Source organism: Pseudomonas simiae (genome assembly GCF_000934565.1).
GTDB classification, from domain to species: domain Bacteria; phylum Pseudomonadota; class Gammaproteobacteria; order Pseudomonadales; family Pseudomonadaceae; genus Aquipseudomonas; species Aquipseudomonas simiae.
Genome location: NZ_CP010896.1, coordinates 88985 through 114635 on the forward strand (window position 1 = coordinate 88985; position 25651 = coordinate 114635).

At 60.1% G+C, this 25651-nt stretch carries 25 protein-coding genes; 5 read left to right on the forward strand and 20 right to left on the reverse strand.

The genetic code is table 11. The features are described 5' to 3' along the window. Nucleotides 1-4: 4 nt before the first annotated feature. On the reverse strand, nt 5-1351 hold the full coding sequence (algB, locus tag PF1751_RS00450) for a sigma-54-dependent response regulator transcription factor AlgB (protein ID WP_010207843.1): 1347 nt from the start codon (nt 1349-1351) through the stop codon (nt 5-7). Nucleotides 1352-1727: 376 nt separating this feature from the next. On the opposite strand from algB, the gene PF1751_RS00455 reads away from it, so the two are divergent. From PF1751_RS00455 to PF1751_RS00475, 5 genes are all read left to right on the forward strand, one after another. Next, entirely contained in the window at nt 1728-2012 is a 285-nt protein-coding gene (locus PF1751_RS00455; RefSeq protein ID WP_029529043.1) for a hypothetical protein, read from the forward strand. Nucleotides 2013-2091: 79 nt separating this feature from the next. After that, nucleotides 2092-2256, forward strand: a complete 165-nt coding sequence (locus PF1751_RS28090; protein WP_003170804.1) for a DUF1328 domain-containing protein — start codon at nt 2092-2094, stop codon at nt 2254-2256. 2 nt (nt 2257-2258) lie between these two features. After that, complete coding sequence (locus PF1751_RS00465; protein ID WP_010207846.1) at nt 2259-2726, forward strand: inhibitor of vertebrate lysozyme family protein; 468 nt, start codon at nt 2259-2261, stop codon at nt 2724-2726. 728 nt (nt 2727-3454) lie between these two features. After that, nucleotides 3455-4786: a glutamate/aspartate:proton symporter GltP gene (gene gltP / locus PF1751_RS00470; RefSeq protein WP_010207848.1), complete on the forward strand. Its 1332-nt coding sequence runs from the start codon at nt 3455-3457 to the stop codon at nt 4784-4786. Between the two features lie 98 nt (nt 4787-4884). Then, nucleotides 4885-6114, forward strand: coding sequence for a nucleoside recognition domain-containing protein (locus tag PF1751_RS00475; protein WP_010207849.1), 1230 nt, complete (start codon nt 4885-4887; stop codon nt 6112-6114). Nucleotides 6115-6217: 103 nt separating this feature from the next. Here the strand turns inward: PF1751_RS00475 and PF1751_RS00480 are convergent, their stop codons facing one another. The 19 genes from PF1751_RS00480 to PF1751_RS00570 form a co-directional block, all read right to left on the reverse strand. Beyond that, on the reverse strand, nt 6218-6829 hold the full coding sequence (locus PF1751_RS00480; RefSeq protein WP_044286411.1) for an ABC-type transport auxiliary lipoprotein family protein: 612 nt from the start codon (nt 6827-6829) through the stop codon (nt 6218-6220). Beyond that, the gene (locus tag PF1751_RS00485; RefSeq protein WP_010207852.1) at nt 6826-7764 is read right to left on the reverse strand and encodes an MlaD family protein; all 939 of its coding nucleotides are present in this window, start codon (nt 7762-7764) and stop codon (nt 6826-6828) included. The genes PF1751_RS00480 and PF1751_RS00485 overlap by 4 nt, the downstream gene beginning before the upstream one ends. Nucleotide 7765: 1 nt before the next feature. After that, the gene (locus PF1751_RS00490) at nt 7766-8569 is read right to left on the reverse strand and encodes an ABC transporter ATP-binding protein (RefSeq protein ID WP_044286413.1); all 804 of its coding nucleotides are present in this window, start codon (nt 8567-8569) and stop codon (nt 7766-7768) included. Further along, entirely contained in the window at nt 8566-9714 is a 1149-nt protein-coding gene (locus PF1751_RS00495; RefSeq protein ID WP_042571124.1) for an ABC transporter permease, read from the reverse strand. The genes PF1751_RS00490 and PF1751_RS00495 overlap by 4 nt, the downstream gene beginning before the upstream one ends. Nucleotides 9715-9768: 54 nt before the next feature. Further along, a complete protein-coding gene (locus PF1751_RS00500; RefSeq protein WP_044286415.1) occupies nt 9769-10800 on the reverse strand; it encodes a DUF5924 family protein in 1032 nt (343 codons plus the stop codon). Nucleotides 10801-10872: 72 nt separating this feature from the next. Beyond that, the gene (locus tag PF1751_RS00505; protein ID WP_044286417.1) at nt 10873-12255 is read right to left on the reverse strand and encodes a M16 family metallopeptidase; all 1383 of its coding nucleotides are present in this window, start codon (nt 12253-12255) and stop codon (nt 10873-10875) included. A gap of 57 nt (nt 12256-12312) precedes the next feature. Then, entirely contained in the window at nt 12313-13971 is a 1659-nt protein-coding gene (locus PF1751_RS00510; RefSeq protein ID WP_021491392.1) for a Na/Pi cotransporter family protein, read from the reverse strand. A 211-nt stretch (nt 13972-14182) separates the two neighbouring features. After that, on the reverse strand, nt 14183-14950 hold the full coding sequence (locus PF1751_RS00515; RefSeq protein WP_010207863.1) for a TerC family protein: 768 nt from the start codon (nt 14948-14950) through the stop codon (nt 14183-14185). Between the two features lie 68 nt (nt 14951-15018). Then, the gene (locus PF1751_RS00520) at nt 15019-16326 is read right to left on the reverse strand and encodes a CitMHS family transporter (RefSeq protein ID WP_010207864.1); all 1308 of its coding nucleotides are present in this window, start codon (nt 16324-16326) and stop codon (nt 15019-15021) included. Nucleotides 16327-16702: 376 nt separating this feature from the next. Next, entirely contained in the window at nt 16703-18664 is a 1962-nt protein-coding gene (locus tag PF1751_RS00525) for a DUF7844 domain-containing protein (protein WP_044286419.1), read from the reverse strand. Next, entirely contained in the window at nt 18661-18981 is a 321-nt protein-coding gene (locus tag PF1751_RS00530) for a DUF2388 domain-containing protein (protein ID WP_044286421.1), read from the reverse strand. Before PF1751_RS00530 ends, PF1751_RS00525 begins: the two co-directional genes overlap by 4 nt. Nucleotides 18982-19007: 26 nt before the next feature. Then, nucleotides 19008-19316: a DUF2388 domain-containing protein gene (locus PF1751_RS00535; RefSeq protein ID WP_029529044.1), complete on the reverse strand. Its 309-nt coding sequence runs from the start codon at nt 19314-19316 to the stop codon at nt 19008-19010. Between the two features lie 80 nt (nt 19317-19396). Then, nucleotides 19397-19717 carry a DUF2388 domain-containing protein gene (locus tag PF1751_RS00540; protein WP_042571129.1) on the reverse strand — a complete coding sequence of 107 codons (321 nt, stop codon included), beginning with the start codon at nt 19715-19717 and terminating at the stop codon, nt 19397-19399. A 136-nt stretch (nt 19718-19853) separates the two neighbouring features. Further along, nucleotides 19854-20039, reverse strand: coding sequence for a DUF1127 domain-containing protein (locus PF1751_RS00545; protein WP_010207870.1), 186 nt, complete (start codon nt 20037-20039; stop codon nt 19854-19856). A 262-nt stretch (nt 20040-20301) separates the two neighbouring features. Next, complete coding sequence (locus PF1751_RS00550; RefSeq protein WP_010168694.1) at nt 20302-20517, reverse strand: DUF1127 domain-containing protein; 216 nt, start codon at nt 20515-20517, stop codon at nt 20302-20304. 317 nt (nt 20518-20834) lie between these two features. Then, nucleotides 20835-22328: an acetyl-CoA hydrolase/transferase family protein gene (locus PF1751_RS00555; protein WP_021491388.1), complete on the reverse strand. Its 1494-nt coding sequence runs from the start codon at nt 22326-22328 to the stop codon at nt 20835-20837. A gap of 179 nt (nt 22329-22507) precedes the next feature. Further along, nucleotides 22508-23944 carry an NAD(P)(+) transhydrogenase (Re/Si-specific) subunit beta gene (locus PF1751_RS00560; protein ID WP_021491387.1) on the reverse strand — a complete coding sequence of 479 codons (1437 nt, stop codon included), beginning with the start codon at nt 23942-23944 and terminating at the stop codon, nt 22508-22510. Beyond that, nucleotides 23944-24264 carry an NAD(P) transhydrogenase subunit alpha part 2 gene (locus PF1751_RS00565; protein ID WP_003220416.1) on the reverse strand — a complete coding sequence of 107 codons (321 nt, stop codon included), beginning with the start codon at nt 24262-24264 and terminating at the stop codon, nt 23944-23946. Before PF1751_RS00565 ends, PF1751_RS00560 begins: the two co-directional genes overlap by 1 nt. Before the next feature lie 15 nt (nt 24265-24279). Next, nucleotides 24280-25401 (reverse strand): Re/Si-specific NAD(P)(+) transhydrogenase subunit alpha, encoded by a 1122-nt coding sequence (locus tag PF1751_RS00570; RefSeq protein WP_010207879.1) that lies wholly within the window; start codon nt 25399-25401, stop codon nt 24280-24282. Nucleotides 25402-25651 lie beyond the last annotated feature (250 nt).

Sequence of the window (25651 nt, forward strand, 5' to 3'; positions counted from 1 at the left end):
CAGCTCACAGGTTGTACTGTTTGCGTTTGCGGTACAGGGTCGACGCGTCGATGCCCAAGGTGCGGGCGGCCTGGTCCAGGGTGTCGCTGGTGGCAAGTACGGCGCCGATATGGGCTTTTTCCAGCTGGTCCAGGCTCAGCGCCGCGCCAATGCGTGGGGCGTTGTTGCCCGGTTGCTCGGCCATCCCCAGGTGGGTGATTTCCACCTTCTCTTGCGGGCAAATGATGCTGGCGCGCTCCACCACGTTACGCAGCTCGCGGATATTGCCCGGCCAGCGGTAGTTGAGCAGTGCTTCACGCGCTTCATCACTGAAACCGCGCGCGGGGCGAGCGTATTCCTTGACGAAGCGTGCCAGGAAGCGGTCGGCCAGGGTCAGGATGTCTTCACTGCGCTCGCGCAGCGGCGGCAGGTGCAAGGTGATCACGTTGAGGCGGTACAGCAAGTCTTCACGGAAGCGGCCGTCGCGGACCATGTCTTCCAGGTTCAGGTTGGTGGCTGCAAGGATGCGCACATCGGCGCGGCGGGTGACCGGGTCGCCGACGCGTTCGTATTCCTTGTCCTGAATAAATCGCAGTAATTTGGGTTGCAATGTGAGGGGAAAGTCGCCGATTTCGTCGAGAAACAGCGTGCCGCCGTCAGCCTGGTTGACGCGGCCCAAGGTGCTTTCACTCGCGCCGGTAAATGCACCGCGGCTATGACCAAACAATTCACTTTCCATCAACTCTGCCGTCAGCGACGGGCAGTTGATGGTGACGCAGGATTTTTTCGAACGCTTGCTCCAGCCGTGAATAGCGCGGGCCAACTCGCCTTTACCGGTGCCGGATTCGCCCAGGATCAGAATGTTGGCATCTGTGCCGGCCACTTGGCGCGCGGTTTCCAGCACCACCATCATCGACGGGCTGTGGGAGTCGAGGCCGTCTTTCGGCTGGCGTACTTCGCCCTCAAGGGCTTCGAGGCGCGCGGAGAGCTGACGCACTTCCAACTGCTTGGCGGTGGCCAGGCGCAACTGATCGGGGCTGCAAGGCTTGACCAGATAGTCGGCAGCACCGGCCTGGATGGCATCAACGGCGGTATCGACTGCCGAATGGGCGGTGACAATCACTACGCGCATCCATGGCGCCTGGATTCGCATCTGCGCCAGCACATCCAGGCCGTTGTCTTCGCCCAGTCGCAGGTCGAGGAAACAAAGGTCGAAGACCTGGCGCTGCATCAGGGCATCGGCCTGGGCCGCGCTGTTCGCAGTGGCAACGGTGTAGCCTTCATCTTCCAGGCAATAGCGGAAGGTGCGGAGGATCGCGGACTCGTCATCCACTAAAAGAATGCGGCCTTGAAGTTCCTTGGCTGATTCCATCTGTCCCGCGCTCCTTAAACTATGAATGATGGTGGTTAGTCCCGTAATAATCGGGCAAGTTGCATGGTTTATTCTGATCGATAAAAGGCCGCGTCGCGCAGATATCTGCATCCCTTCCTACAAAGCCCCGCCTGATGGCGTTTCATACCGTCTTGCTACTTCGGCAACTCGCTTTGCCGGTTCTATCCCTCGATCCGACCGCTGGACATCGTGCATTTCGCACGGCCTCCGAGAGGGCATCGTGCAGGATGCTGTGCTGTGGTTGGATTGAGAATATTTAACTTATTGATTTTATTGAGTTTTATTTTGTAAAAAAGCTGGCATGCGCTCTGCAATAGCTCTCCCAACGAATAATCAAATGCGGGAGAACAGCAGCATGACTCGCCAAAGCCTCAACCAACTGCGTGTATCGCCACTGCGCTTGCAGCAAGGTCTGTTTGCCAGCCTGGCCCTGATGGTCACGTTGATTGGCGGCCAGCAGCTGCAACATTGGCAGCAGAGTCAGCAGCAGATTCCCCAGTTTGAACGTCCAGTCATGACCCAGACCCATTTCCGTTCCGTTGGCAGCGTAGCTGCCGATGCAACAGCCCCGCAATTGCGGATGGTTGACCAGGGCTCTTCCCTGAGTGAGCTGCCATCCCAAGACCGTTGGGTGTTCTAGGCACCAAATGGCCACTCGTGTTGAGTGGCCGCACGGCACTACCGCTGTTACCTCTTAAAGAAGCATAAGGAGAATCACCATGTTGAGTTGGGCAATCACATTTCTGATCATCGCCATTGTGGCTGCAGTCCTGGGCTTCGGTGGTATCGCGGGCACCGCCACGGGTATCGCAAAAATTCTGTTTGTGGTCTTCCTGGTGATGTTCATCGCTTCCTTCTTCTTTGGTCGTCGCGGCCGAGGCTGAAAATGACCACTTTGTCCTTCAAAGCCATTACTGCCGCCCTGCTTCTGGGCGGTAGCGGCTTGGCAATGGCCGCCAACGACGGTCAGTCCCGAGCCAACGAATTGCTCAGCGCGGATCCGCAATACCGTGAGACCTGGCAAGGCGTGGTGAAGAAAGAAGAGCGTCTGCCGGAATGGGTCATGAACCTGTCAGGCACCGCCGAGCAGATGAATGCCGTGGAAGAAGACGGCGACAAGTACTTGGTCGGGCCGCTCTGCGAAACCGCGGACACCTGCCTGAACAAGCGCCTGATCGTTGCCTTCAGCCTAGACAAGGAAGATGCCTACGCCATGTTGGTGGAAGTCCCTGCCGGCCTGCCGGCGGATAAATCCCCGACGCGGCATGCCGATTACCGGTTTATCGGTAAGCCGGATGAAGGCATGCAGAAGTTGCTCATGGAGCAGCTGAAGAAAGATCCTAATTGGTACTAGGTTCCGTCTGACGCGAGTGTCGTCTACGGGGCCAGCGTCCATAGAAAGAAGCCCCACGCTTCTTTCTGTCTGCACCGCCTGAAAAGAGGGGGTGCATGACCAGGGGGCCGGGTTGCTCTGATCAATTGCGATCGGCGTGACCTACGGGTACAGGGAGTGCCTGCGCAAGGGCCGGGTCAGGCGAAAAGCTGCGGCGCAGGTTCACAAGCTCATGGCTTGCTGAACCTGCGACGGGCTTATCAGGCTCATTGCCGCTTCTTATGTCCCTCATAGCCGCAAAATTCCTTTCTGCACTTTCCCAACCATTACTTAGTGTGTCGGGTCGACCATCTATCGATAAAATTTGGCCAGGCCCATCGGACATTTCCGACGCTAAGCAGCGGTAATCCCAGGCATTTCTGCCAACGCTCCAGAGACGTCCTGATTCTCTGCGCGAGCCGGGTTTGGCAGGTTCACGGCATGTTTGCTGGACAAAATGTCACATTTGAACTGACCGTTCGGACAGTTATTATTAAAAAAAGCCATGCCGATTCGGCATAGGGTAGGCGTTTACGGCATTAGACGTCGCCCCCTTGCATGGGAATAGTTGCGCCTTTTTTCGCCTGCCAGTAAGCCATTTCGGCCACGCTGCGGTGACCTTCCATGGAGGCAGATGCACACACTTTTTCGCTCTCGAGCGTTGCAGCTGGCGCATTTGCCTTAAGTTCACTTGAAGTAAGGGTAATGACATGAAGAAGGCAAAGCTAAGCCTCGCCTGGCAGATCCTCATCGGTTTGGTGCTGGGGATCGCAATCGGTGCAGTGCTCAACCATTTCAGTGCTGAAAAGGCCTGGTGGATCAGCAATGTGTTGCAGCCAGCGGGCGATATCTTTATCCGCCTGATCAAGATGATCGTGATCCCGATTGTGATTTCCTCGCTGATCGTCGGCATTGCCGGTGTCGGTGATGCGAAGAAGCTCGGGCGTATCGGTGTCAAAACCATCCTTTACTTCGAAATCGTCACCACCATCGCCATCGTGGTCGGACTGTTGCTGGCCAACCTGTTCCACCCGGGTGCAGGCATCGACATGAGTACCCTGGGTACCGTCGACATCTCCAAGTACACCGCCACTGCCGCCGAAGTGCAGCATGAGCATGCGTTCATCGAGACCATCCTCAACCTGATCCCGTCGAATATCTTCGCTGCTGTTGCCCGTGGCGAGATGTTGCCGATCATCTTCTTCTCCGTGCTGTTCGGCCTCGGCTTGTCGAGCCTCAAGCCTGAGCTGCGCGAGCCGCTGGTGACAATGTTCCAGGGCGTGTCCGAGAGCATGTTTAAAGTCACCCACATGATCATGAAGTACGCCCCGATCGGCGTATTCGCACTGATCGCCGTGACCGTCGCCAACTTCGGCTTCGCCTCCTTGCTGCCGCTGGCCAAGCTGGTGATCCTGGTTTACGTCGCTATCCTGTTCTTCGCCTTCGTGATCCTCGGCCTGATTGCCCGCCTGTTCGGCTTTTCGGTGGTCAAGCTGATGCGCATCTTCAAGGATGAACTGGTCCTGGCCTACTCCACCGCCAGCTCCGAAACCGTGCTGCCGCGCGTAATTGAGAAGATGGAAGCCTACGGCGCGCCGAAAGCCATTTGCAGCTTCGTGGTGCCGACCGGTTACTCGTTCAACCTCGACGGTTCGACCCTGTACCAGAGCATCGCGGCCATCTTCATTGCCCAGTTGTATGGCATCGACCTGTCGGTCGGCCAGCAATTGATGCTGGTTCTGACCCTGATGGTCACTTCCAAAGGTATCGCCGGTGTCCCGGGCGTGTCGTTCGTGGTGCTGCTGGCCACCCTGGGCAGCGTGGGCATTCCGCTGGAAGGCCTGGCGTTTATCGCCGGTGTCGACCGCATCATGGACATGGCGCGTACCGCCTTGAACGTGATCGGCAACGCCCTGGCCGTGTTGGTCATCTCCCGTTGGGAAGGCATGTACGACGACGCCAAGGGCGAGCGCTACTGGAACTCGCTGCCGCACTGGCGCAGCAAGGACGCCGCGCCGGTTGCTCAAGCAACCCGCAGCTGATAGGCCGACAGCGCTAAGACAAACCCCGGACAATTCCGGGGTTTGTCGTTTCTGCCAGCCCCGCTATCATTCGCTCCATTCTTCGGGGGATTCAACTGATGCTCAATGGCCTGTGGCTTGGCTTCTTTGTCGTGGCAATGGTGTCGGCACTGGCGCAATGGCTGGTCGGCGGTAACGCCGGGATTTTCGCGGCAATGGTCGAAAGCATTTTCGCCATGGCCAAGCTGTCCGTGGAAGTGATGGTGCTGCTGTTCGGCACCCTGACCTTGTGGCTGGGTTTCCTGCGCATCGCCGAGAAGGCCGGGATCGTCGATTGGCTGGCCAAGGCCCTCGGCCCGCTGTTCCGCCGCCTGATGCCGGAAGTGCCAGCCGGCCACCCCGCCATCGGCTTGATCACCCTCAACTTCGCCGCCAACGGCCTGGGCCTGGATAACGCGGCAACGCCCATCGGTTTGAAAGCGATGAAGGCGCTGCAGGAGCTCAACCCAATCCCCAACACCGCGAGCAACGCACAGATCCTGTTTCTGGTGCTCAACGCGTCGTCGCTGACGCTGTTGCCGGTGACCATCTTCATGTACCGCGCCCAGCAAGGCGCGGCGGATCCGACGCTGGTGTTCCTGCCGATCCTGCTGGCGACCAGCGCCTCAACCCTCGTCGGCCTGCTCTCGGTGGCGATCATGCAGCGCCTGCGGCTATGGGACCCGGTGGTGCTGGCCTATCTGATTCCGGGCGCACTGGTCTTGGGCGGCTTCATGGCGTTGCTGGCGACACTTTCCGCGACTGCGCTCGCGGGCTTGTCGTCGATCCTCGGCAACCTCACGCTGTTCGGTTTGATCATGCTGTTCCTGGTGATCGGCGCATTGCGCAAGGTGAAGGTCTACGAGGCCTTCGTCGAAGGGGCTAAAGAAGGCTTCGACGTTGCGAAGAACCTGCTGCCGTACCTGGTGGCGATGCTGTGCGCCGTCGGTGTGTTGCGCGCTTCCGGCGCGCTGGATTTCGGCCTGGAAGGCATTCGCCATGTGGTCGCCTGGACCGGCATGGACACGCGCTTTGTCGATGCCTTGCCGACTGCGATGGTCAAGCCGTTCTCCGGCAGTGCCGCGCGGGCGATGCTGATCGAGACCATGCAGACCCAGGGCGTGGACAGCTTCCCGGCGCTGGTGGCGGCGACGATTCAGGGCAGTACGGAAACCACCTTTTATGTGTTGGCGGTGTACTTTGGTTCGGTGGGGATTCAGCGGGCCAGGCATGCGGTGGGATGTGCGTTGCTGGCAGAGTTTGCCGGCGTCGTGGCGGCGATTGCGGTGTGCTACTGGTTCTTTGGCTGAGGCTTGTACCGCTTTCGCGAGCAAGCCCGCTCCCACATTAGCCCGTGTTCATCCTGACGAAACGCGGTCGATTGTGGGAGCGGGCTTGCTCGCGAAGAGGCTCTCAGTGTTTCGCTGATGCATTGCCCTGCGTAACCACCCAATCCACCACCTGCTTGTTCAATTGATCCCCCGCCAACCCAAACCCGGCCACCACCGCCGGCACCTGGGTGTCGTTCACCGGCTGCCTCACCTCAAAGCGTCGGCTGGCGATAATCCGCTGATCACGCCCACGCACCAACCTCGCATCCAGGCGAATCACCACCTCCACCGTACTGCCGTGGTACTCACTCTGGAACGCCTGCAATTGCCCGCCCAGCTCATAGTCGGCCTGCAGATTGGTATCGTCGGTGCTCAGCAGCGTCACCCGGCCATCGCGCTGGAAGCCATCCATAAAGCGGTTGCGCAGCAACACCGGCGACGGGTCACTCCAGCGCGAGTTGGCATAACTGCTGATCAGGTCGCCATTGGGCACCACGGCAATGCGCGGGCTGTCGAGAAACTCGCTGGTCTGCGGCTTGTTCACACGCAGTGACCAACTGACCGGCGCGGCCTGGCTGGTGGTCTGCGCGGTGGCCAGGCGATACACATCCGAAGGGTCGGCCTTGGGCAGGATCGAGCACGCGCTCACCAGCGCCAAGGCTACAGGGGCGATTATTTGGTAAGCACGCTTCATGGCGTGAACTCCTTGTTCTTGTCGCTGCCCAGCAGGTAACCGCTGGGGTTGGCTTCCAGGCGGCGGGAGATGGCGCGCAGCGAACCGAGGGTTTCGCGCAGTTCGCGCACGGCCGGCGCCAGTTCGTTGAGGCCTTGCATGCCGCTGTTCACCGAGTCCTTGTTGTTGGTCAGCAAGGTGTTGAGGGTCGCGGTGCTTTGTTCAAGGGATTTCATGGCCTGCTCGGCACTGCCGAAGGCCTGCTTGCCTTGTTCATTGAGCAAGCCGTTGGCGTTGCGCATCAGCACGGTGGTCTGTTCCAGGGCGGCGCTGGCTTGTTTGCTCACCTGCATCAGTTGTTGCATCACCACCTTGATATCGCCGCGTTGGTCGGCGATGGCACCGGTGGTTTGCTGCAGATTGTCCAGGGTGTTGCTCAGGCGTTCGACGTTCTCGCGGGAGAACATGTGGTTGGCGTTGTGCAGCAACAGGTTGATGCTGGTCATCAGGTCGTTGCTGTTGTTCAGCAAGCGCGCGATGGGCGATGGTGACGCAATGATCTGCGGCAGCTCACCGTTCTTGCCCTTGAGCTCGGCACTTTGCGGAGTACCGCCGCTGAGCTGGATGATCGAGGTGCCGGTGATGCCGGTCAGCGCCAGTTTGGCCTGGGTGTCTTCCTTGATCGGTGTCTGTCCGGCTAGGCGGATGCGTGCCAAAACGCGGCGCGGGTCTTTAGGGTCCAGGCGCAGGCTGGTGACGTCGCCCACCTTGATCCCGCTGTACTGCACCGCGCTGCCCTGGGACAGGCCGCTGACCGCCTCGTTGAAGATCACTTCGTAGTCCTGGAAGGCGCTGTCGACGCTGGACTTGGCCAGCCACAGGCCGAACAGCATCGCGCCGACCACCACGATCACGCTGAACAGACCGATCATCACATGATGGGCTCGGGTTTCCATGTCATACCTCGTCTAGCGATTGAGCGGCATCCAATGCCGCGCGGCCACGGGGGCCGTGGAAATATTCGTGAATCCACGCGTCGTCGGTTTCCGAAACGATATCGATGGCATCGGCCACCAGCACTTTCTTCTGTGCCAGCACCGCCACGCGGTCGGTGATGGTGTACAGCGTGTCCAGGTCGTGGGTGACCAGGAACACACTCAAGCCCAACGCATCGCGCAGGGTCAGGATCAGTTGGTCGAATTGCGCCGCACCAATCGGGTCGAGGCCGGCGGTGGGTTCGTCGAGAAACAAGATATCCGGGTCCAGCGCCAGCGCGCGGGCCAGGGCGGCGCGCTTGATCATGCCGCCGGACAGCGACGATGGGTACTTGTCGGCTGCCGACAGCGGCAGCCCGGCCAGGGCCAGTTTCACCGCGGCCAGATGCTCGGCGTCACGGCGGCTGAGGCCCGCGTGTTCGATTAACGGCAGTGCAACGTTCTCGGTGACAGTCAGCGAGGAAAACAGCGCGCCCTTCTGGAACAACACGCCGAAGCGCCGTTCCACCAGTGAGCGCTCATGTTCCGGCAGGCTCGGCAGGTTCTTGCCGAACACCCGCACCTCACCTTCAGTGGGGCGACGCAGGCCGACGATGCTACGCAGCAGCACCGACTTGCCGCTGCCGGAGCCGCCGACCACTGCGAGGATCTCGCCTTTGTACAAGTCCAGGTCGAGGTTCTCGTGCACGCTCTGGCTGCCAAAGCGATTGCACAGGCCGCGCACTTCAATCACCGCCTCGGCGGGCGCTCGGTGTAGGCGACTCACCAGTCCATCTCCATGAAGAACAGCGCGGCCACCGCATCCAGCACGATCACCACGAAGATCGATTGCACCACGCTGGAGGTGGTGTGGGCGCCGACGGACTCAGCACTGCCGCTGACCTTGAAGCCTTCCAGGCAGCCGATGGCCGCGATCAGGAAAGCGAAGATCGGCGCTTTCACCATGCCCACCAGAAAATGCTGCACACCAATGTCAGATTGCAGCAGCGAGAGAAACATCGCTGGCGAAATATCCAGCGCTACAGCGCACACCACACCACCGCCGACTATCCCTGAGAGCATTGCCAGGAAGGTCAGCATCGGCAAGGACACCAGCAACGCCAGCACGCGCGGCAATACCAACAGTTCCATTGGGTCCAAGCCCAGCGTGCGGATAGCGTCGATTTCTTCGTTGGCCTTCATCGAGCCGATCTGCGCGGTAAACGCACTGGCCGTACGACCGGCGATCAGGATCGCGGTGAGCAGTACGCCAAACTCGCGCAGAAAAGAGAACGCCACCAGGTCCACGGTAAAAATCGTCGCGCCGAAGCTCTTGAGCACCGTGGCCCCGAGGAACGCCACCACCGCGCCCACCAGAAAGGTCAGCAAGGCCACGATAGGCGCAGCATCGAGGCCGGTCTGTTCGATATGCGCGACCATCGGCGTGATGCGCCAGCGCTTGGGTCGGAAAATGCCACGGGCGAAGGTTTCGAGAATCAGGCCGATAAAGCCCAGCAGTTTCTTGCTGTCCTGCCAGACGGTGTCCACGGCTCGACCGATGCGGGCCAGCACCTGAATGCCGGCAGCTTCTTCCGGTGCCTTGTCCGGCACGCAAAAATCATTCAGGGAACGGTAGACGGTCTTGAGCAGTGCGCGGTCGGCGGCAGACAAACTGCAATCGGTCTGCTCCGCAGATTGCTCGATGCGGGTCGGCCCCAGCAACTCCACCAGCAGCGAGGCGCCGGCGGTATCCAGGGCACCGAGGCCGTTAAGGTCGATGCGCGCGCCAGCGTCGTATTGGCCGTCGAGCTTGTCTGACAGCTTCTTCAGATTGGCATAGTGGGCAAGCGTCCAGTCCCCCGTAATCCTCAGCTGTGGCGGGGTGGTGGACGTATCGAGGTGGGCTGCACCGGCCGTCGTAGGGGGGGTCATAAGCTCCGAGCTTGTTTGGCTATCCGCAATTCTTACGTAATAGCATGAACCTGCCTACTTTGGGTTGTCCGTTTGTGCTGAGTCCGTCACTTTGAAGCGCAGCACGCCGATCACCTGCCCGTCTTCGGTCAGCACCCGTACCTGCCAGCGGCCCACGGCGTCGCCGGGGAAGTTCTGCTTGTGGGTCCAGGCGCGATATCCCTCTTTGCGCCCGCCGTGAATATCCAGGGCGATACGGTCGACCTCTTTACCGTTGAATTGCCACACGTGATAGATCCGCTCGTCCAACCCGCGCGGCGCGTTGATCGCGGTATAGGCGTACAGCCCGCCGCTGCGCAGTTGGCCGGCGGTGACTTCCTTGAGATCGTCGCCTGGCGTGCGGTCTTGCAACTCAGTGCTGATGGCCACTTCGGTCATCCACAAGGTGGCCGGTGGCACCCAACTGCGCAGGAACCACCCGGCGCAACCAATCGCAGCCGTGACCCCGAGCAACATCGCCCAGCCTTTGATACTGCGCAGCGGCAAGCTCACCGCCAGGCTTGGAATCGACAATGCCATGGCCACGCCCAAGGCGAGTTTGTAACTCTCGGCAGTGGTCAGGTGCAAAATGATCGGCAACGCGGTGAGCAGCGCGGCGAACAGGGTGAAGGTGTGCAGCGCGAGAAACAGTGAGCGTTTGGGCGCCAGCCATTTGTAGTACAGCGGGTCGACGATCGACACCAGCGCCGCCGCGCCGAGAAGGCCGGTGAAAATCGATTGGCCGCTGTTCCACGCTGTGGTGATGAAAAAGAACGGCAACACAAAAAACAGACTTTCCTGGTGGATCATCTGGGTCGCGTAGCGCAGTAGCGGTTCGGGGATTTCGCGCTTGAAGACCTGGGCGAACAGCTGGGTGAAGCTGTTTTCCAACATCAGCCACAGCCAGCTCACCAGCATGATCACCGCGATCCAACTGGCCATGCCCTGCTGGCGATCCACCAGGATGAAGCTGCCCACGCCCGAGATGAAGCCGCCGAGTGCAATCACCCCTGGGTAACGCTTCATCAGTTCGAGGATGCGGGTGATCAAGCGGGTCAGGGTTTGCATTCGACAGTTCGCAGTCTTTGTAGGAAAAAATCCCAGACAGAATAGCGTCTTAGCCTGGCGTTCGGTGCCTCATTACGCGATCCGTTTGCGATAACTCCGTAGCCCGATCAATACAATAGCGATGAAGCCGAGCAGCCCGGCGCCGATCCAGCTCAGAGCATCGTAGCTCAGCAACGGTTTTTCGATGCGCCAGTAGCCCGGCTGCTTGAACACGTCGCGCATGGCCTGGTTGGTCTGGTCCAGGCTCACGGCTTTGATGCGTTTGACCGGGTCGCTGAAGTGGCCGTTGTTGTAATCGCCGGATGCGCTCCAGTAGTAATCGGCCAACGCGCTGTTGCCCTGCACCGACCAGGCCTGGCGGGCGATGGCGGCTTGTTGCAGGCGGGCGAATACCGCCGGGTCGAGACCGTCCTTGAGCAGGTGTGCTTTGAGGTCCTGGAGTACCTGTTCGGCTTCGGGGAGATTTTCCCGCTCAAGGTCGGCATTCAGGCTGAGGAAACCAACGCCGCCGAGTACTTCGCGCTCGCTCCACGGACCGTAGGACAAACCATGCTTGAGGCGCAGTTGGCGGTACAACGCCCAGTCGAGGTAGTCCTTGAGCAGGTCGTAGGTTTCGTCATGCCCGTCGTCCAGCACAGGTTCAGGGAACAGCCAGTGCAGCTTGGCACCGTCGCCGACCCAGCCGTGGATGAGTTCACGATGGCTGGCGGCGGCGTGCTGGATCTCAGGCAGCGCCAAATGTTCGCTGGGCTCGACCGGTTCGAGTTGGCCGTAGGTGCGTTCCAGATAGGCCGGCAGCAGTTTGTCGAGGTCGCCGACGATGATCAGGGTCATGTTGTTGGGCGCGTACCAGTGTTTGCGCAGGTTCTCCAACTGGTCGCGGGTCAGTTGGTCGACCTGGGCGCGTTCGGCGCACTTGAGCCCCAGTTCAACGGCCAGCTGGTTGCTGGCCGTGTGGCCCAGGTCCTGACGGTCCAGCAGGCGTTGCAGGTGTGAATAGTGGCCGCCGTCTTCGCGTTCGACCACGCGCTTGGCGGCGTTGATATTGGCGTCGGTCAGTTCGGTGCGAGTGATGATCGCCAGCAGCAGGTCCAGCACCTTGCGCTGGTTCTGCGCGGGCGCCTCGATCACGAAGGTGGTATCGGCGTTGCTGGTGTAGGCGTTCCACTCGCCACCCAGGGCCTGCATGCGGTCTTCCAGCTCGCCTTCGCCGCCACCGTCGATGCCGCTGAACAGCAAGTGTTCCAGCAGGTGTGGCAATTCCTTGTCTTCGCAGCCGAAGTCATCCAGGCCCACGCCCACCACCAGGCGGATCGCCACATGCCCGCGCTCGGTGCCCGGTTTGAGCAACAATTGCAGGCCATTGGGCAAGGTGTAGCCCTCGACTTGCAGACGGTCAAAGGCAAAGGCGTGGGCAGAACCCATGAGTAGGCAAGCGAACAACAGGCGACGCATAACAAGCTTCCTGGCGTGTGAGGTCAATGTTAACTGACTTCACGGGCCATCATCCGTTCAGGGCGAATGTGTGATGTCGGCAATATCTTCGGCGGAGAGCGCGCCGGTGTCGGACGTTTCCAACACTACATAAGCACTGCTGCAAAACAACGAGTTGAGGCGTTTCATGTCCGCAATCAGCTCCAGGTGCAGGGAACTGGTCTCCAGACTCTGTACGATTTTTCGCTGCAAGCGGCTCACGTGGGCATGGGCCAGGCGGCGCTCCTGGGCGCGGAAGCGGCGTTTTTCGCGCAGCAATTGGCGAGCGCTTTCCGGGTCGGCGCTGAGGAACACCGACAGGCCCAGGCGCAGGTTGGCGATCAATTGGCTGTGCAGGCCGGTGAGTTCTTCCAGGCCGACTTCGGAAAACTGGCGACGCTGGGAGGTTTTCTGCTGCTGGACTTTGCGCAGCATGCGTTCGATCAGGTCGCCGGCCAGTTTCAGGTTGATCGACAGCTCGATGATTTCAGCCCAGCGCCGGCTGTCTTGCTCGCTGAGGTCTTCGCGGGGCATTTGCGCCAGGTAGAGTTTGATCGCGCTGTACAGCGATTCGACGTCGTCGCTGAGGCTGCGCATTTCCTGGGTGATGGCCGTCTGTTTGCCGCGCAGTACTTCCTGCATGGCGGTGAGCATGTTGTCGATCAGGTCGCCCAGGCGCAGTGTTTCCCGAGCAGCGTTGGCCAATGCCAGGCTCGGCGTGGCGAGCGCGGCCAGGTCCAGATGACGGGGTTTGGCCTTGCCATTGGTTTCTTCGCGCTCGGGCAGCAGCCAGGCACACAGCCGTGCCATCGGCCCGATGGTGGGCAGCAGAATGAGGCAACGCGTGACGTTGTAGAGCAGGTGGAAGGTGATGACCATACCTTGGGCGCTGTAGTCCAGGCCGTCCATCCACAGCACCAGCGGGTCGAGTACTGGAATGATCAGCAACAGGCCGATCAATTTGTACAACAGGCTGCCCAGCGCGACTTGGCGACCGGCGGCGTTCTGCATGCTGGTGCTGAGGAAGGCCAGCACGCCGCTGCCGATATTGGCGCCGATCACCAGGCCGATGGCTACGTGCAAGCCGATCACACCGGCGCCGGCCAGGGTGGCGGTCAGTAGGACGGCGGCCAGGCTGGAGTAGGAGATCATCGCGAATAAGGCGCCGACCAAGGCGTCGAGCAGGATGTCGCCGGTCAAGGAAGCGAACAGCACCTTGACGCCCTGGGCATGGGTGATAGGCCCAGCGGCTTCGACGATGAGTTGCAGCGCGAGAATGATCAGCCCGAGGCCGATCCCCACGCGTCCCAACTGCCCTGCCCGCGTCTGTTTGCGCGACAGGAAGAAAATCACCCCGAGAAAGATCAGCAGTGGCGATAGCCAGGACAAGTCAAACGTCAGCACCCGCGCCATCAGCGCCGTACCGACGTCGGCGCCGAGCATCGTCGCCAGGGCGGGCATCAGCCCCATCAAGCCCTGGCCGACAAAGGACGTCACCAGCATCGCCGTGGCGTTGCTGCTCTGCACCATGGCAGTCACCAGGATACCGGCGATAAACGCCAGCCAGCGCTTGGACATGTTCTGCCCGATGACTTGGCGCAAGTTGGAACCGTAGACCCGCAGGATGCCGGTACGGACGATGTGCGTGCCCCAGATAAGCAGGGTCACGGCGGAAAGCAGATTGAGCAAGGTCAGCATGCTCGGCCCCCCGTGTGGGTGTGCGCCAATCGACGCAAATGAGAATTGCCGCTGCCGTTCTACGTCTAGTGATTAAGCTGTAGTTGGCGAATGGGTTCTGCGCCAGCATCGCATAGCTAAACTGGGGATTGAAACAAAACTGTCATGAAATCAGCTTTTTGCAGACGAGAAAAAGGGGCTCGAAAGCCCCTTTTTCAGCAGCGAGTCAGTGTTATTGACCCGGGATATCTTTGCGCAGTTTCACAGGATCCTGCTGTTTCTTCTTTTTCGCGATGGCAGTGCGCATCTTGATGTTCACCGCTTCCACCGCCAGCGAGAACGCCATGGCGAAGTAGACGTAGCCTTTTGGCACGTGCACATCGAAGGATTCGGCGATCAGCACGGTACCGACGACCAGCAGGAACGACAGCGCCAGCATCTTCAGCGAAGGGTGCTTGTCGATGAACTCGCTGATGGTGCCGGCAGCCAGCATCATCACCAGTACCGCCACGACGATCGCTGCGACCATCACCGGTACGTGCGAGACCATGCCCACCGCGGTGATCACCGAGTCCAGGGAGAACACGATGTCGATGATCGCGATCTGAATGATGGTGTAGATGAACTTGCCACCGGCGCCCTTCGGCTCGTCGTGGGTTTCGTCTTCACCTTCCAGCGCGTGGTACATCTCCTGGGAGCTTTTCCACAGCAGGAACAGGCCACCGAAGAACAGGATCAGGTCGCGACCGGAGATGCCCTGGCCGAACACCACGAACAGGTCGTTGGTCAGTTGCATCACCCAGGTGATCGACAGCAGCAACAGGATGCGCGTGACCATCGCCAGCGCCAGGCCGAAGATCCGAGTACGCGCCTGCATATGCTTGGGCATGCGGCTGACCAGGATCGAAATCATGATGATGTTATCGATACCCAGGACGATCTCGAGGGCCGTCAGGGTGAAGAAGGCAATCCAGATTTCCGGATTGGTCAGCCATTCCATGTTTATTCCTTTGAGCAAGTGTTAAACCGCGCAAGCTGCAGCGCCGCGCGGTGGGTGAGTCGGTACGATTATAGAGTGCTGAACAGCGGAAAAATCCCCATCAGCAATGCGGCGAACATTATGCACAGGCACACGAGCACTGCCCACTTCAGGGTGAAGCGCTGGTGATCGCCAAATTCGATACCGGCCAGGGCCACCAGCAGGTAAGTCGAAGGGACCAGAGGGCTGAGCAAGTGTACCGGCTGGCCAACGATGGAGGCGCGAGCCATTTCCACGGCAGTGATGCCGTAGTGGCTGGCAGCTTCGGCCAGTACAGGCAGCACGCCGTAGTAGAACGCGTCGTTGGACATGAAGAAGGTGAACGGCATGCTCACCAGCGCAGTGATCACGGCCAGGTACGGGCCCATGGCTTCCGGGATGACCGCCAGCAGGCTCTTGGACATGGCATCGACCATGCCGGTACCGGACAGGATGCCGGTGAAGATACCTGCGGCGAAGATCAGCCCGACTACCGCCAGTACGCTGCCGGCGTGGGCGGCGACGCGGTCTTTCTGCTGTTGCAGGCACGGGTAGTTGACGATCATCGCGATGCTGAACGCCACCATGAACAGCACCGGCAGCGGCAACAGGCCGGCGATCAGTGTGCACATCAGTGCCAGGGTGAGCGCGCCGTTGAACCAGATCAGCTTCGGACGGCGGGCATCCGGGAATTGCGACACGCTGATTTCACTGTGGTCGATCTCATCACCTTGCAGGTGCAGTTCACCCAAGCGCGCACGCTCACGCTTGCCGTACCAGTAGGCGATCACCAGGATCGCGACCACGCCGGCGGCCATGGCCGGGATCATCGGAACGAAAATATCCGATGGGTCCACATGCAGCGCACTGGCGGCTCGGGCGGTCGGGCCGCCCCAAGGGGTCATGTTCATCACGCCACCGGCGAGAATGATCAAGCCGGCCATGATCCGCGGGCTCATGCCGATGCGCTGGTACAGCGGCAACATGGCGGCCACGCAGATCATGTAGGTGGTCGCGCCGTCACCGTCGAGGGACACGACCAGGGCCAGCACTGCGGTGCCGACGGAGACTTTGAGCGGATCACCTTTGACCATCTTGAGGATCTTGCGCACGGCCGGGTCGAACAGGCCAGAGTCGATCATCAGGGCAAAGTAGAGGATGGCAAACATCAGCATCACGCCGGTCGGCGCGAGCTTGGTGATGCCTTCGAGCATCATCGGGCCGATCTTCGGTGCGAAACCACCGAACAGCGCGAACAGGATCGGCACGATGATCAAGGCGATCAGCGCGGACAGGCGCTTGGTCATGATCAGGAACATGAACGTGATGACCATGGCAAAGCCAAGGAAAGTCAGCATAGGAATACTCCAGGCGTAGCGCGGCTAGGGAAAGGCGGACCGGGTGGAGGTCAGCGCAGAACGAAAGGCACGAGGCGTACGGGTGGAGTTGGGGCAAACAGGCGGGTACGGGCGGACATCGGGAATCACCATTGTTGTTGTTAACAGCCGGTCTGTTGCCGGCAGTGGGGGCGATCCTAGACGGGTAAGCTTTCAGCCAGCTTTCGCTGGAAAAACAGGTGATGAAGGCCAGACATACGGTCTTCAGGTTTACACAGTTCAACTGTGGGAGCTGGCTTGCCTGCGATGCAGACACCTCGGTCGTTCAGTTGAATAGAGGTGATGCGATCGCAGGCAAGCCAGTTCCCACATTCGAATGGTGTTTGGCGTGAGACTCTTACGGGAGCTCCAGGCCGCCCGCCGCTTTATGCAATGCCCGCAAGTGCTCGCCCACCTGCTTGAGGTTGGCTTCGCAAGCGGCAATCTCGGCGGAACGGGAGGGATCCAGCAACGCCCTCACCTCTTTATCGAGTTCGCCCGTAAGGGATTGCAGCTGCTTCTGACGCTCGGCGCTTTCCGATTCCAGGCGCTCGGCCTCCGACGGTTGCGGCAGGCCATAGCCGCCACTGCCCAGCAGTTCTGCCGGGCGGCTGAGGAAGCCACTGTTGGCGAGGATTTGTTGCAGCGTGGCGTTGGCCTTCTCCATGCCGCCGTTTTTCAGCTCACGGGCGCCGAGGTAGCGTTGTTTGACTTCGTCCTGGGCCAGCATCAACTGTTTGCGAAAGCTCGCCTGCTCAAGCAGCAACAATGCGGCGCTGGTGCGCAGATCAGCCTGGCCGAACCACTGGCGACGCTCCTCGGCACTGAGGGACAGCCAGTCTTCGACTTGGGTCTGTTTGATCGGCAAGTGTTTGCGCAGCACATCGAACATCGCCTGATAACGCTCGCGGAAGGAATCGAAGTGATAGCCCAGGCGCAATGCCCTGCGTTTGTCGTCCAGCACACTGGTGTCGGCCAGGCCACGGGCACTCAATACCTCAAGCAAGCCGTTGGGGGTGATGTTGTCCAGGCCGGTCAGTTGCGGGTTGGCGCTGCCGCTGCGCAACAGTTTCAGGCTCTCTACTGCACAGTTGTTGGAAATAAAGAAGTAGTTGCCGTCGTAGCTCCAGTGCATCTCGGCGGCATGTTCGACGGTGTCGTTGATTTCCTGGCGGGTCAGTTTCAGCGGCACGGAGGCCAGGCCGCGCAACTCGGTCTTGGTGTACTCGTCGATCACTTGCGCCAGCGGTAGCACAAACAGGCGAGACGGGTATTTGCCGACCAGTCCGTCCCAGCTCGACAGCTGTACGTCGCCGACGAACGCGCGGTAGGACAACACCAGATGCTGGTCCAGATCCAGCCGACAATCCGGCCCACGCGGACGACCTGGCGCGCAGATCACCAGGCGCAACATGCTGTGGCCCCAGCGGCTCACCAGGTTCTGGTTGGCTTCGGCCAGCAGGTAGTCGATTTCGTAGACGCGCTCCGGGTCCACATGGCCCAGTGGCGTCTTGGCGAAGTCGTTGCCGGCGTTCAGGAATGCGTAGGTGTTGGCGCAGGCGCCTTGATTCGGCGGCGCCCAGCCAAAGTGTTCTTTGTAGTAACGGAACAGCGAGGGACGGCGGCAGGCGTAGCTCGGGTCAAGCAGGAAATACTCCATATTGACCGCCACGAACTCCAACGGGCTGGTGGTTTCGTAGATGTCCGGGCTGCGGGCAACCTGATGGTTGTTTTGTTCACGCTCACCGCGGCGGCCGACGTATTGCGGCCAGCCGGCAAGGTCCAGCAGGCGTGGGTCATCGCTGAGGGTAAAGCGTCGGTCATTCTGGCCGCGGCATTGATCAGGCAGGCCGATCAAGCCAGTGATGCTGTTCTGGCGGCTGCAGCGGTTGATCAGTGCGCGGTCTGCTTTGGACCACAAGCGTGCACGGTCATAAATGTGGGTCAATTCATGCAGCACGGTGGCGAGCATTTCCCGGCGCACAGTGCCGTGGGGGCGATTGGTTTTCTGGGTGGCGGCGCTGCCGTCGGTCAGGCTGGCGAGCAGGTTGCGGTTGAGGTCCAGCTCGGATACCAGGGAGGCTTGCCCGTAGGCGTTCTCGGGCATCTTGTCGGTCCAGCCGACATCGATGCGCCGGTCCAACTGCTCGATGAAGCGCGGCGGCAAAGCGCGCAGCGCTTCGTCGAGCAACGCCTGGCTGGCCTGTTGTTCAGCCGGGCTCAAGCCATCGGTCTTGAGCCGCAGTTGCAGGTCGGCCTGGGCTGCACTGGCACACAGCAGCACAACCCCGGCCAGGAGCCAGGCGGCAATTCGCCTCACAGTGCGAGGATAGCTTCGGCGAGGGTCTGGTCACTGGCGTCGCGGGCTTCCGGCAAACGGGTGCGCAGGGTGTCGAAGGCGGCTTCCAGCTGCGCGCCACGGATCTCGCCGTTGGTAGCCACGAAGCCGGCAGCGTCGTCGTGGGCATCGCGCACGACTTTGGAGTCGCGGATGGAGGTGGTGGTGTCCGAGGTGAAATCAATCGTGCGGCCAGAGGCGCGAACGATGATGTTACTGGTGGCCACCAGGGTCTGTGCCTGGGCAACGTCGGCCAACAACAGCAGGCCAAGGGTGGCGGCAATCAGCGGGCTACGCATGAGATGACTCCGGAATACAAAGATGATTATTGGACGAGAATTGCTTGCGCCAGTTCAAGGTCGCTGGCGTTAAGTTTTGGTTGGCTGCGGCGCAGATAATCCAGCGCCGACTCCAGCCGTGCCCCTCGCCGTTGGCCGTCAGTGGCGATAAACGCGGCAGCGTCATCCTGAGCAGCCATTATCACTTTTCTGTCGAAAGGCGCGGAAGTCACCTTGCTGGTGGCATACGCGCTGACGACGGTGCTTTGGGTGCTCAGGTCGAAGGCGAACGCCACTGGCGACCAAGCCGTGCAAAGCAATACGGGAACTCGTAAAAGGCGGTATGAAAAAGCCATGGGACTCGACAACTGAAAACGAGCGCCAAGGCTAGCTTAATGCCCGGGCTAGAGCCAGCGCCCAGGCATCAACCCTGCATTCAGATAGCCAGGATCGCCTGCGCCAGCTGTGCGTCTGTCGCGCTGTTCAGTTGTGGTGCTTGTTGGCGGATCTGTGCCAGTGCGCTTTCCAGTTTCACGCCACGGATGGCGCCTTCGCTGGCAACAAAGCTGGCAGCGTCGTCGCGGGCGGCACGCACGACTTTGTTGTCCCGCAGGGACGACGTGGCATCGGAACTGGCGTCGGAGGTGGCCTTCAACGCGCCGACGATGGAGTCGGTGGTCACGATGAAGCTGGTCGCGTTGGCGTTGGCAGCCATGGCCAACAGGGCAGCGGCACTCAGCAGGCGAAGACGGGACATGGGATGACTCCTGTAGATGAACGAATAAGGCGGCGCAGGGCAGCCATTGGGGATCAGACGCCTGTACTACGTGGTTCGCCACGTGGTGACTGGATATTAAGCCGCCGCTTATCCGTTCGGGAAGCGTCTTGACTGCCTAGTCACGCCAGAACGGTTTGGACAGCTCTGCCATCCGGTCGCCGTGGCTGATGCCCAAATCGGACAGTTCCCGGCTATCAAGCTGCGACAGTTGGCGGCGTTCATAGGCCAGGCGCAGCCACTTGGCGAGCGTGGAGGCCGTATGGCGTAACAACCGTTTATAACGGAGGGGTGGCGTATCCATGGCGTGCACCTTTCATGAGGTCTTGGAACACCATGTTGAGCGAGGGGACGTGACCGATACAGATACACTCGGGTTAAATTGTACTGCTTAACTGTTGTATTTTTTAAACTGTACTTGTCGCCGATTGAAGCCACTGTTTTCCCGTTGAAAACCTTCACCTCGGAAACAACAAAGCCCGCCTCCAGTATCCCGGGGCGGGCTTTGCTTTGACAAATCTGGGTGCTGGCGGTGGACCGTTAGGTCAGGGCCAGCGGGCGCTAAATCAGCGCCAGAACGGCTTGCTCAGCTCTTCGTAGCGTTGAGCTTCGCTGATGCCTGCGTCAGCCAGCAGACGCGAATCCAGGCGAGCCAGTTGGTGGCGGCTGGAGATGCGGCGCTGCCACAACATCAGGTTGGCGATAACGCGCAGAGGCAGGGAAGCCTGGGTGTTTACAGCTTTTTCTTCAAAGAACAGATCGGAACTGAGTGTACGTTCCATGATGACATCCTTCCGCTTGTGGCGGGATTAGGTAGTGGTTTAACTGATGCCAATGATCCTCTTCCGGCGCAAGACTCTCTAGATACAGTTCACCTGTATTGTGAGGGGCCAGTTAACTGTTTATAGGCGCTGTACTGTACGGAAATGGGGCAACTGTACCTGTCCGCACTGAAATAGTGCGAAATTGGCTTTTTAGAGGAGGTATGTGGGAGATTTCGGTAGGAAATGACCGGTACAGCAGTACAGTTTTTCAAGAAGTGGCAGGGAAAGCGTCGAGCTGATGAAACTGTGTTTGCATCAGCACGACTCTGTATCAATCACGCCTTGAGCATGTGCCCGGTTTCTTCCAGGTTGATGTGCCAGCTCAGTGCTTCGCGCAGGATATGCGGCGTGTGCCCGCCGATGGCGCAGGCAGCGTTAAAGTAACTGTTCAAGGCATCCCGGTAGGCGGGGTGAACACAGTTATCGATGATCACCCGGGCCCGCTCCCGTGGCGCCAAGCCACGCAGGTCGGCAAGCCCAACCTCGGTGACCAGGATATCGACGTCATGCTCGGTGTGGTCCACATGGCTGACCATCGGTACCACGCTGGAAATCGCCCCGCCCTTGGCAATGGATTTGGTAACAAAGATTGCCAGGTGTGCGTTGCGCGCAAAATCCCCGGATCCGCCGATGCCGTTCATCATCCGCGTACCGCAGACGTGGGTGGAGTTGACGTTGCCGTAGATGTCGAACTCCAGCGCGGTGTTGATGCCGATGATACCTAGGCGACGCACCACTTCAGGGTGGTTGGAGATCTCTTGCGGGCGCAGTACCAGTTTGTCCTTGTACTTCTCCAGGTTACCGAACACGTCGGCATTGCGGCGTTCCGACAAGGTGATCGAGCTGCCCGAAGCGAAACTCAGTTTGCCCGCGTCGATCAGGTCGAAGGTCGAATCCTGCAACACTTCCGAATACATGGTCAGGTCTTCGAACGGCGATTCGATCAAGCCACACATCACGGCGTTGGCGATATTGCCGATACCGGCCTGCAACGGACCGAGTTTGTTGGTCATGCGGCCTGCATCGACTTCCTGCTTGAGGAAGTTGATCAGGTGATTGGCAATGCCTTGCGTATCGCTGTCAGGCGGCGTCACGGTGGAGGCGGAGTCGGCCTGGTTGGTGATGACGATAGCGACGATCTTTTCCGGCGGGATCGGGATTGCGGTACTGCCAATCCGGTCATCGACCTTCACCAACGGGATCGGCGTACGGGTTGGCCGGTACGTCGGAATATAAATGTCGTGCAGCCCTTCCAGGTTCGGGTTGTGGGCCAGGTTGATCTCGACAATCACCTGCTTGGCGAAAATCGCAAAGCTGGCCGAGTTGCCTACAGACGTTGTCGGTACGATGTGGCCTTGCTCAGTGATCGCGACCGCTTCAATCACGGCGATATCCGGGAGCTTGAGCTGGTTGTTGCGCAGTTGCTCGACGGTTTCCGACAGGTGCTGGTCGATAAACATCACTTCGCCGGCGTTGATTGCCTTGCGTAAGGTGCTGTCGACCTGGAACGGCATGCGCCGGGACAGTACGCCCGCTTCGGTCAGTTGCTTGTCTAGGTCATTGCCCAGGCTGGCGCCGGTCATCAGGGTGATTTTCAGCGGAGAGGTCTTGGCCCGTTCGGCCAGGGCGTGCGGGACGGCCTTGGCTTCACCGGCACGGGTGAAGCCGCTCATGCCGACGGTCATGCCGTCCTCGATCAGTGCGGCGGCGTCTGCCGCGCTCATGACCTTGTTCAACAACGAAGGCAAGCGGATACGATCACGGTACATGGATTGTTATCTCAGGCTACGGAAGCAAGGTGCGCAGTTTAGTGATTTCAGAAAAATTCGGCCCGCTACCATGGTCGAATGCCAGGCAGCGATTTAGAGCCTTTGGTCGGGTTTCATGCGGTGATAAAAAACCCCAGCCTATCGCAGGCCGGGGTTTCGAGTATTGCGCTGAAGCAGTGTTACTCGACGGCTTTGACCATGTCTTCGATAACCTTCTTGGCATCACCGAAGACCATCATGGTCTTGTCCAGGTAGAACAATTCGTTATCCAGACCGGCGTAGCCGCTGGCCATCGAACGCTTGTTGACGATGATCGTCTTGGCCTTGAAGGCTTCGAGAATCGGCATGCCGGCTATCGGTGAGTTCGGGTCGTTCTTGGCGGCCGGGTTGACCACGTCGTTCGCGCCCAGCACCAGCACCACGTCGGCTTGGCCGAACTCGGAGTTGATGTCTTCCATCTCGAACACTTGGTCGTAAGGCACTTCGGCCTCGGCGAGCAGGACGTTCATGTGGCCAGGCATACGGCCCGCGACCGGGTGGATCGCGTATTTCACCGTGACGCCGTGGTGAGTCAGCTTCTCGGTCAGTTCCTTGAGCGCGTGTTGTGCCCGCGCCACCGCCAGGCCGTAGCCCGGGACGATGATCACGGTATCGGCGTTCGTCAGCAGGAAGGTAGCGTCGTCAGCCGAGCCGGATTTGACCGGGCGTGCTTCTTTGGAGCCTGCCGCTGCACCGGCATCCGGCGCATTGCCGAAACCGCCCAGCAGTACATTAAAGAAGGAACGGTTCATCGCCTTGCACATGATGTACGACAGGATCGCGCCGCTGGAGCCTACCAGTGAGCCGGCAATGATCAGCATCGAGTTGTTCAGCGAGAAGCCGATGCCCGCCGCCGCCCAGCCGGAGTAGCTGTTGAGCATCGAGACGACCACGGGCATGTCCGCACCGCCGATCGGGATGATGATCAGCACGCCGAGCACGAAGGCCAGGGCCAGCATCAGCGCGAAGGCGGTGAGGTTGCCGGTGAACATGAACGCAAGGCCCAGGCCCAGTGTTGCTAGACCAAGCACTAGGTTCAGCTTGTGCTGGCCGCCGAACTGTACCGGCGCGCCCTGGAACAGGCGGAACTTGTACTTGCCCGACAGTTTACCGAACGCGATCACCGAACCGGAGAAGGTGATGGCGCCGATGGCTGCGCCGAGGAACAGCTCCAGGCGGTTGCCGGCAGGGATCGAGTCACCCAGGTGTTTGACGATGCCCAGGGATTGCGGCTCGACCACGGCGGCGATCGCAATGAACACCGCGGCCAGGCCGATCATGCTGTGCATGAACGCTACCAACTCCGGCATCTTGGTCATTTCTACGCGCTTGGCCATGATGGAGCCAGCGGTACCGCCGACCAGCAGGCCGACAATCACATAGCCAATGCCAGCCGTTGCCAGCTCGGCCCCCAACTTATAGATGAGGCCGACGGTGGTAAGGACGGCCAGCGCCATGCCGAGCATGCCGAACAGGTTGCCGCGCCGCGAAGTGGTTGGGTGCGACAGGCCCTTGAGCGCCTGGATGAAGCAGATCGACGCGATCAAGTAGAGCGTCGTGACGAGATTCATGCTCATTACTTAGGCGCCTCTTCTTTTGCTTTCGGGGCTTTCTTCTTGAACATCTCAAGCATCCTGCGGGTTACCAGGAAACCACCGAACACGTTGACCGCTGCAAGTGCCACGGCCAGGGTGCCCATGGTCTTGCCCAGTGGCGTGACGGTGAGGGCTGCGGCCAGCATGGCGCCGACGATCACGATCGCGGAAATCGCGTTGGTCACCGCCATCAAGGGCGTGTGCAGCGCGGGGGTAACGTTCCAGACCACGTGGTAGCCGACATAAATGGCCAGCACAAAGATGATCAGATTGTAGATACCGGGGGAGATAAGCTCTTCCATCGTCTGAATCCCTGCTTAGGCGTTTTTGCGGATGACTTGGCCGTCGCGGCACATCAGGCACGCGGCGACGATGTCGTCTTCAAGGTTGATTTCGAACTGCCCTTCCTTGGTGAAGACCAGCTTCAGGAAGTCCAGCAGGTTGCGCGCGTACAGGGCCGAGGCGTCGGCGGCGACAGCGCCGGCCAGGTTGGTCGGGCCGCAGATGATCACGCCGTTCTCGACGACCACCTGGTCGGCAACTGTCAGCGGGCAGTTGCCACCTTGGGCGGCGGCAAGGTCGATCACCACTGAGCCGGGCTTCATCTGTGCGACGGTTTCAGCACTGAGCAAGGTCGGTGCCTTGCGGCCTGGGATCAGAGCGGTGGTGATGACAATGTCTGCTTGCTTTGCGCGTTCGTGCACGGCCAGGGCCTGGCGCTGCATCCAGCTGGTCGGCATGGGACGGGCATAACCACCGACGCCGACGGCGCACTCGCGTTCTTCATCGGTCTCGTAAGGCACGTCGACAAACTTGGCGCCGAGGGATTCGATCTGCTCTTTAACGGCCGGGCGCACGTCAGACGCTTCGATGACCGCACCCAGGCGTTTCGCCGTGGCGATGGCCTGCAGGCCTGCCACGCCGGCGCCGAGAATGAGTACGCGTGCAGCCTTCACAGTGCCTGCGGCTGTCATCAGCATCGGCATAAAGCGCGGATAGTGATGAGCCGCCAGCAACACGGCTTTATAGCCGGCGATGTTGGCCTGGGAGGACAGCACGTCGAGGCTTTGGGCCCGCGAGGTGCGTGGTGCTGCTTCAAGTGCGAAGGCCGTGATGCCACGCTCTGCGAGCTTGGCAATGGTTTCGTTGCTGAACGGATTGAGCATGCCCACCAACACGGTGCCGCTTTTGATCAGCGCCAGTTCGCTGTCGCTAGGGGCAACCACCTTGAGGATCAGCTCGGCGCCGAACGCATCGTTGGCACTGCCAATGGTTGCGCCTGCCGTTTCATAGGCACTGTCGACGACACTGGCTTTAATGCCGGCTCCGCTTTGTACAGTGACCTTATGGCCCTGGCCGATCAGCTTCTTGATGGTTTCCGGGGTGGCAGCCACCCGCGTTTCACCGGTCTGGGTTTCGAGAGGAACACCAATGTGCACGTCAAATCTCCTGCATGATCTTTTTGCTTTTGATCTTTTTGTAAAAAGGCCAGTGCACCGCGAGTGGCGCAACTGGGGCGGCCGATCAGCACGATCCCGCTGAAATGACAGCGGGGCGCGGCATTTTGCAGGCGAACTTTACGGCCTTCAAGGGATTATGACGGGTGACGAAAAATTAACTACAAGTCACCCTGTGACTGATTGTCGCAACGCTCTGAAATAACCTCTTCAAATACAGGGATTTAAAGAG

Coding starts and splice junctions, on each gene's coding strand:
- algB (WP_010207843.1), bottom strand. CDS start 1,351: ATGGAATCAGCCAAGGAACTTCAAGGCCGCATTCTTTTAGTGGATGAC.
- PF1751_RS00530 (WP_044286421.1), bottom strand. CDS start 18,981: ATGCGTAGCCCGCTGATTGCCGCCACCCTTGGCCTGCTGTTGTTGGCC.
- PF1751_RS28090 (WP_003170804.1), top strand. CDS start 2,092: ATGTTGAGTTGGGCAATCACATTTCTGATCATCGCCATTGTGGCTGCA.
- PF1751_RS00550 (WP_010168694.1), bottom strand. CDS start 20,517: ATGGAACGTACACTCAGTTCCGATCTGTTCTTTGAAGAAAAAGCTGTA.
- PF1751_RS00565 (WP_003220416.1), bottom strand. CDS start 24,264: ATGGAAGAGCTTATCTCCCCCGGTATCTACAATCTGATCATCTTTGTG.
- PF1751_RS00475 (WP_010207849.1), top strand. CDS start 4,885: ATGCTCAATGGCCTGTGGCTTGGCTTCTTTGTCGTGGCAATGGTGTCG.
- PF1751_RS00535 (WP_029529044.1), bottom strand. CDS start 19,316: ATGGCTTTTTCATACCGCCTTTTACGAGTTCCCGTATTGCTTTGCACG.
- gltP (WP_010207848.1), top strand. CDS start 3,455: ATGAAGAAGGCAAAGCTAAGCCTCGCCTGGCAGATCCTCATCGGTTTG.
- PF1751_RS00520 (WP_010207864.1), bottom strand. CDS start 16,326: ATGCTGACTTTCCTTGGCTTTGCCATGGTCATCACGTTCATGTTCCTG.
- PF1751_RS00560 (WP_021491387.1), bottom strand. CDS start 23,944: ATGAGCATGAATCTCGTCACGACGCTCTACTTGATCGCGTCGATCTGC.
- PF1751_RS00480 (WP_044286411.1), bottom strand. CDS start 6,829: ATGAAGCGTGCTTACCAAATAATCGCCCCTGTAGCCTTGGCGCTGGTG.
- PF1751_RS00495 (WP_042571124.1), bottom strand. CDS start 9,714: ATGACCCCCCCTACGACGGCCGGTGCAGCCCACCTCGATACGTCCACC.
- PF1751_RS00515 (WP_010207863.1), bottom strand. CDS start 14,950: ATGGAATGGCTGACCAATCCGGAAATCTGGATTGCCTTCTTCACCCTG.
- PF1751_RS00485 (WP_010207852.1), bottom strand. CDS start 7,764: ATGGAAACCCGAGCCCATCATGTGATGATCGGTCTGTTCAGCGTGATC.
- PF1751_RS00505 (WP_044286417.1), bottom strand. CDS start 12,255: ATGCGTCGCCTGTTGTTCGCTTGCCTACTCATGGGTTCTGCCCACGCC.
- PF1751_RS00465 (WP_010207846.1), top strand. CDS start 2,259: ATGACCACTTTGTCCTTCAAAGCCATTACTGCCGCCCTGCTTCTGGGC.
- PF1751_RS00540 (WP_042571129.1), bottom strand. CDS start 19,717: ATGTCCCGTCTTCGCCTGCTGAGTGCCGCTGCCCTGTTGGCCATGGCT.
- PF1751_RS00555 (WP_021491388.1), bottom strand. CDS start 22,328: ATGTACCGTGATCGTATCCGCTTGCCTTCGTTGTTGAACAAGGTCATG.
- PF1751_RS00510 (WP_021491392.1), bottom strand. CDS start 13,971: ATGCTGACCTTGCTCAATCTGCTTTCCGCCGTGACCCTGCTTATCTGG.
- PF1751_RS00455 (WP_029529043.1), top strand. CDS start 1,728: ATGACTCGCCAAAGCCTCAACCAACTGCGTGTATCGCCACTGCGCTTG.
- PF1751_RS00545 (WP_010207870.1), bottom strand. CDS start 20,039: ATGGATACGCCACCCCTCCGTTATAAACGGTTGTTACGCCATACGGCC.
- PF1751_RS00500 (WP_044286415.1), bottom strand. CDS start 10,800: ATGCAAACCCTGACCCGCTTGATCACCCGCATCCTCGAACTGATGAAG.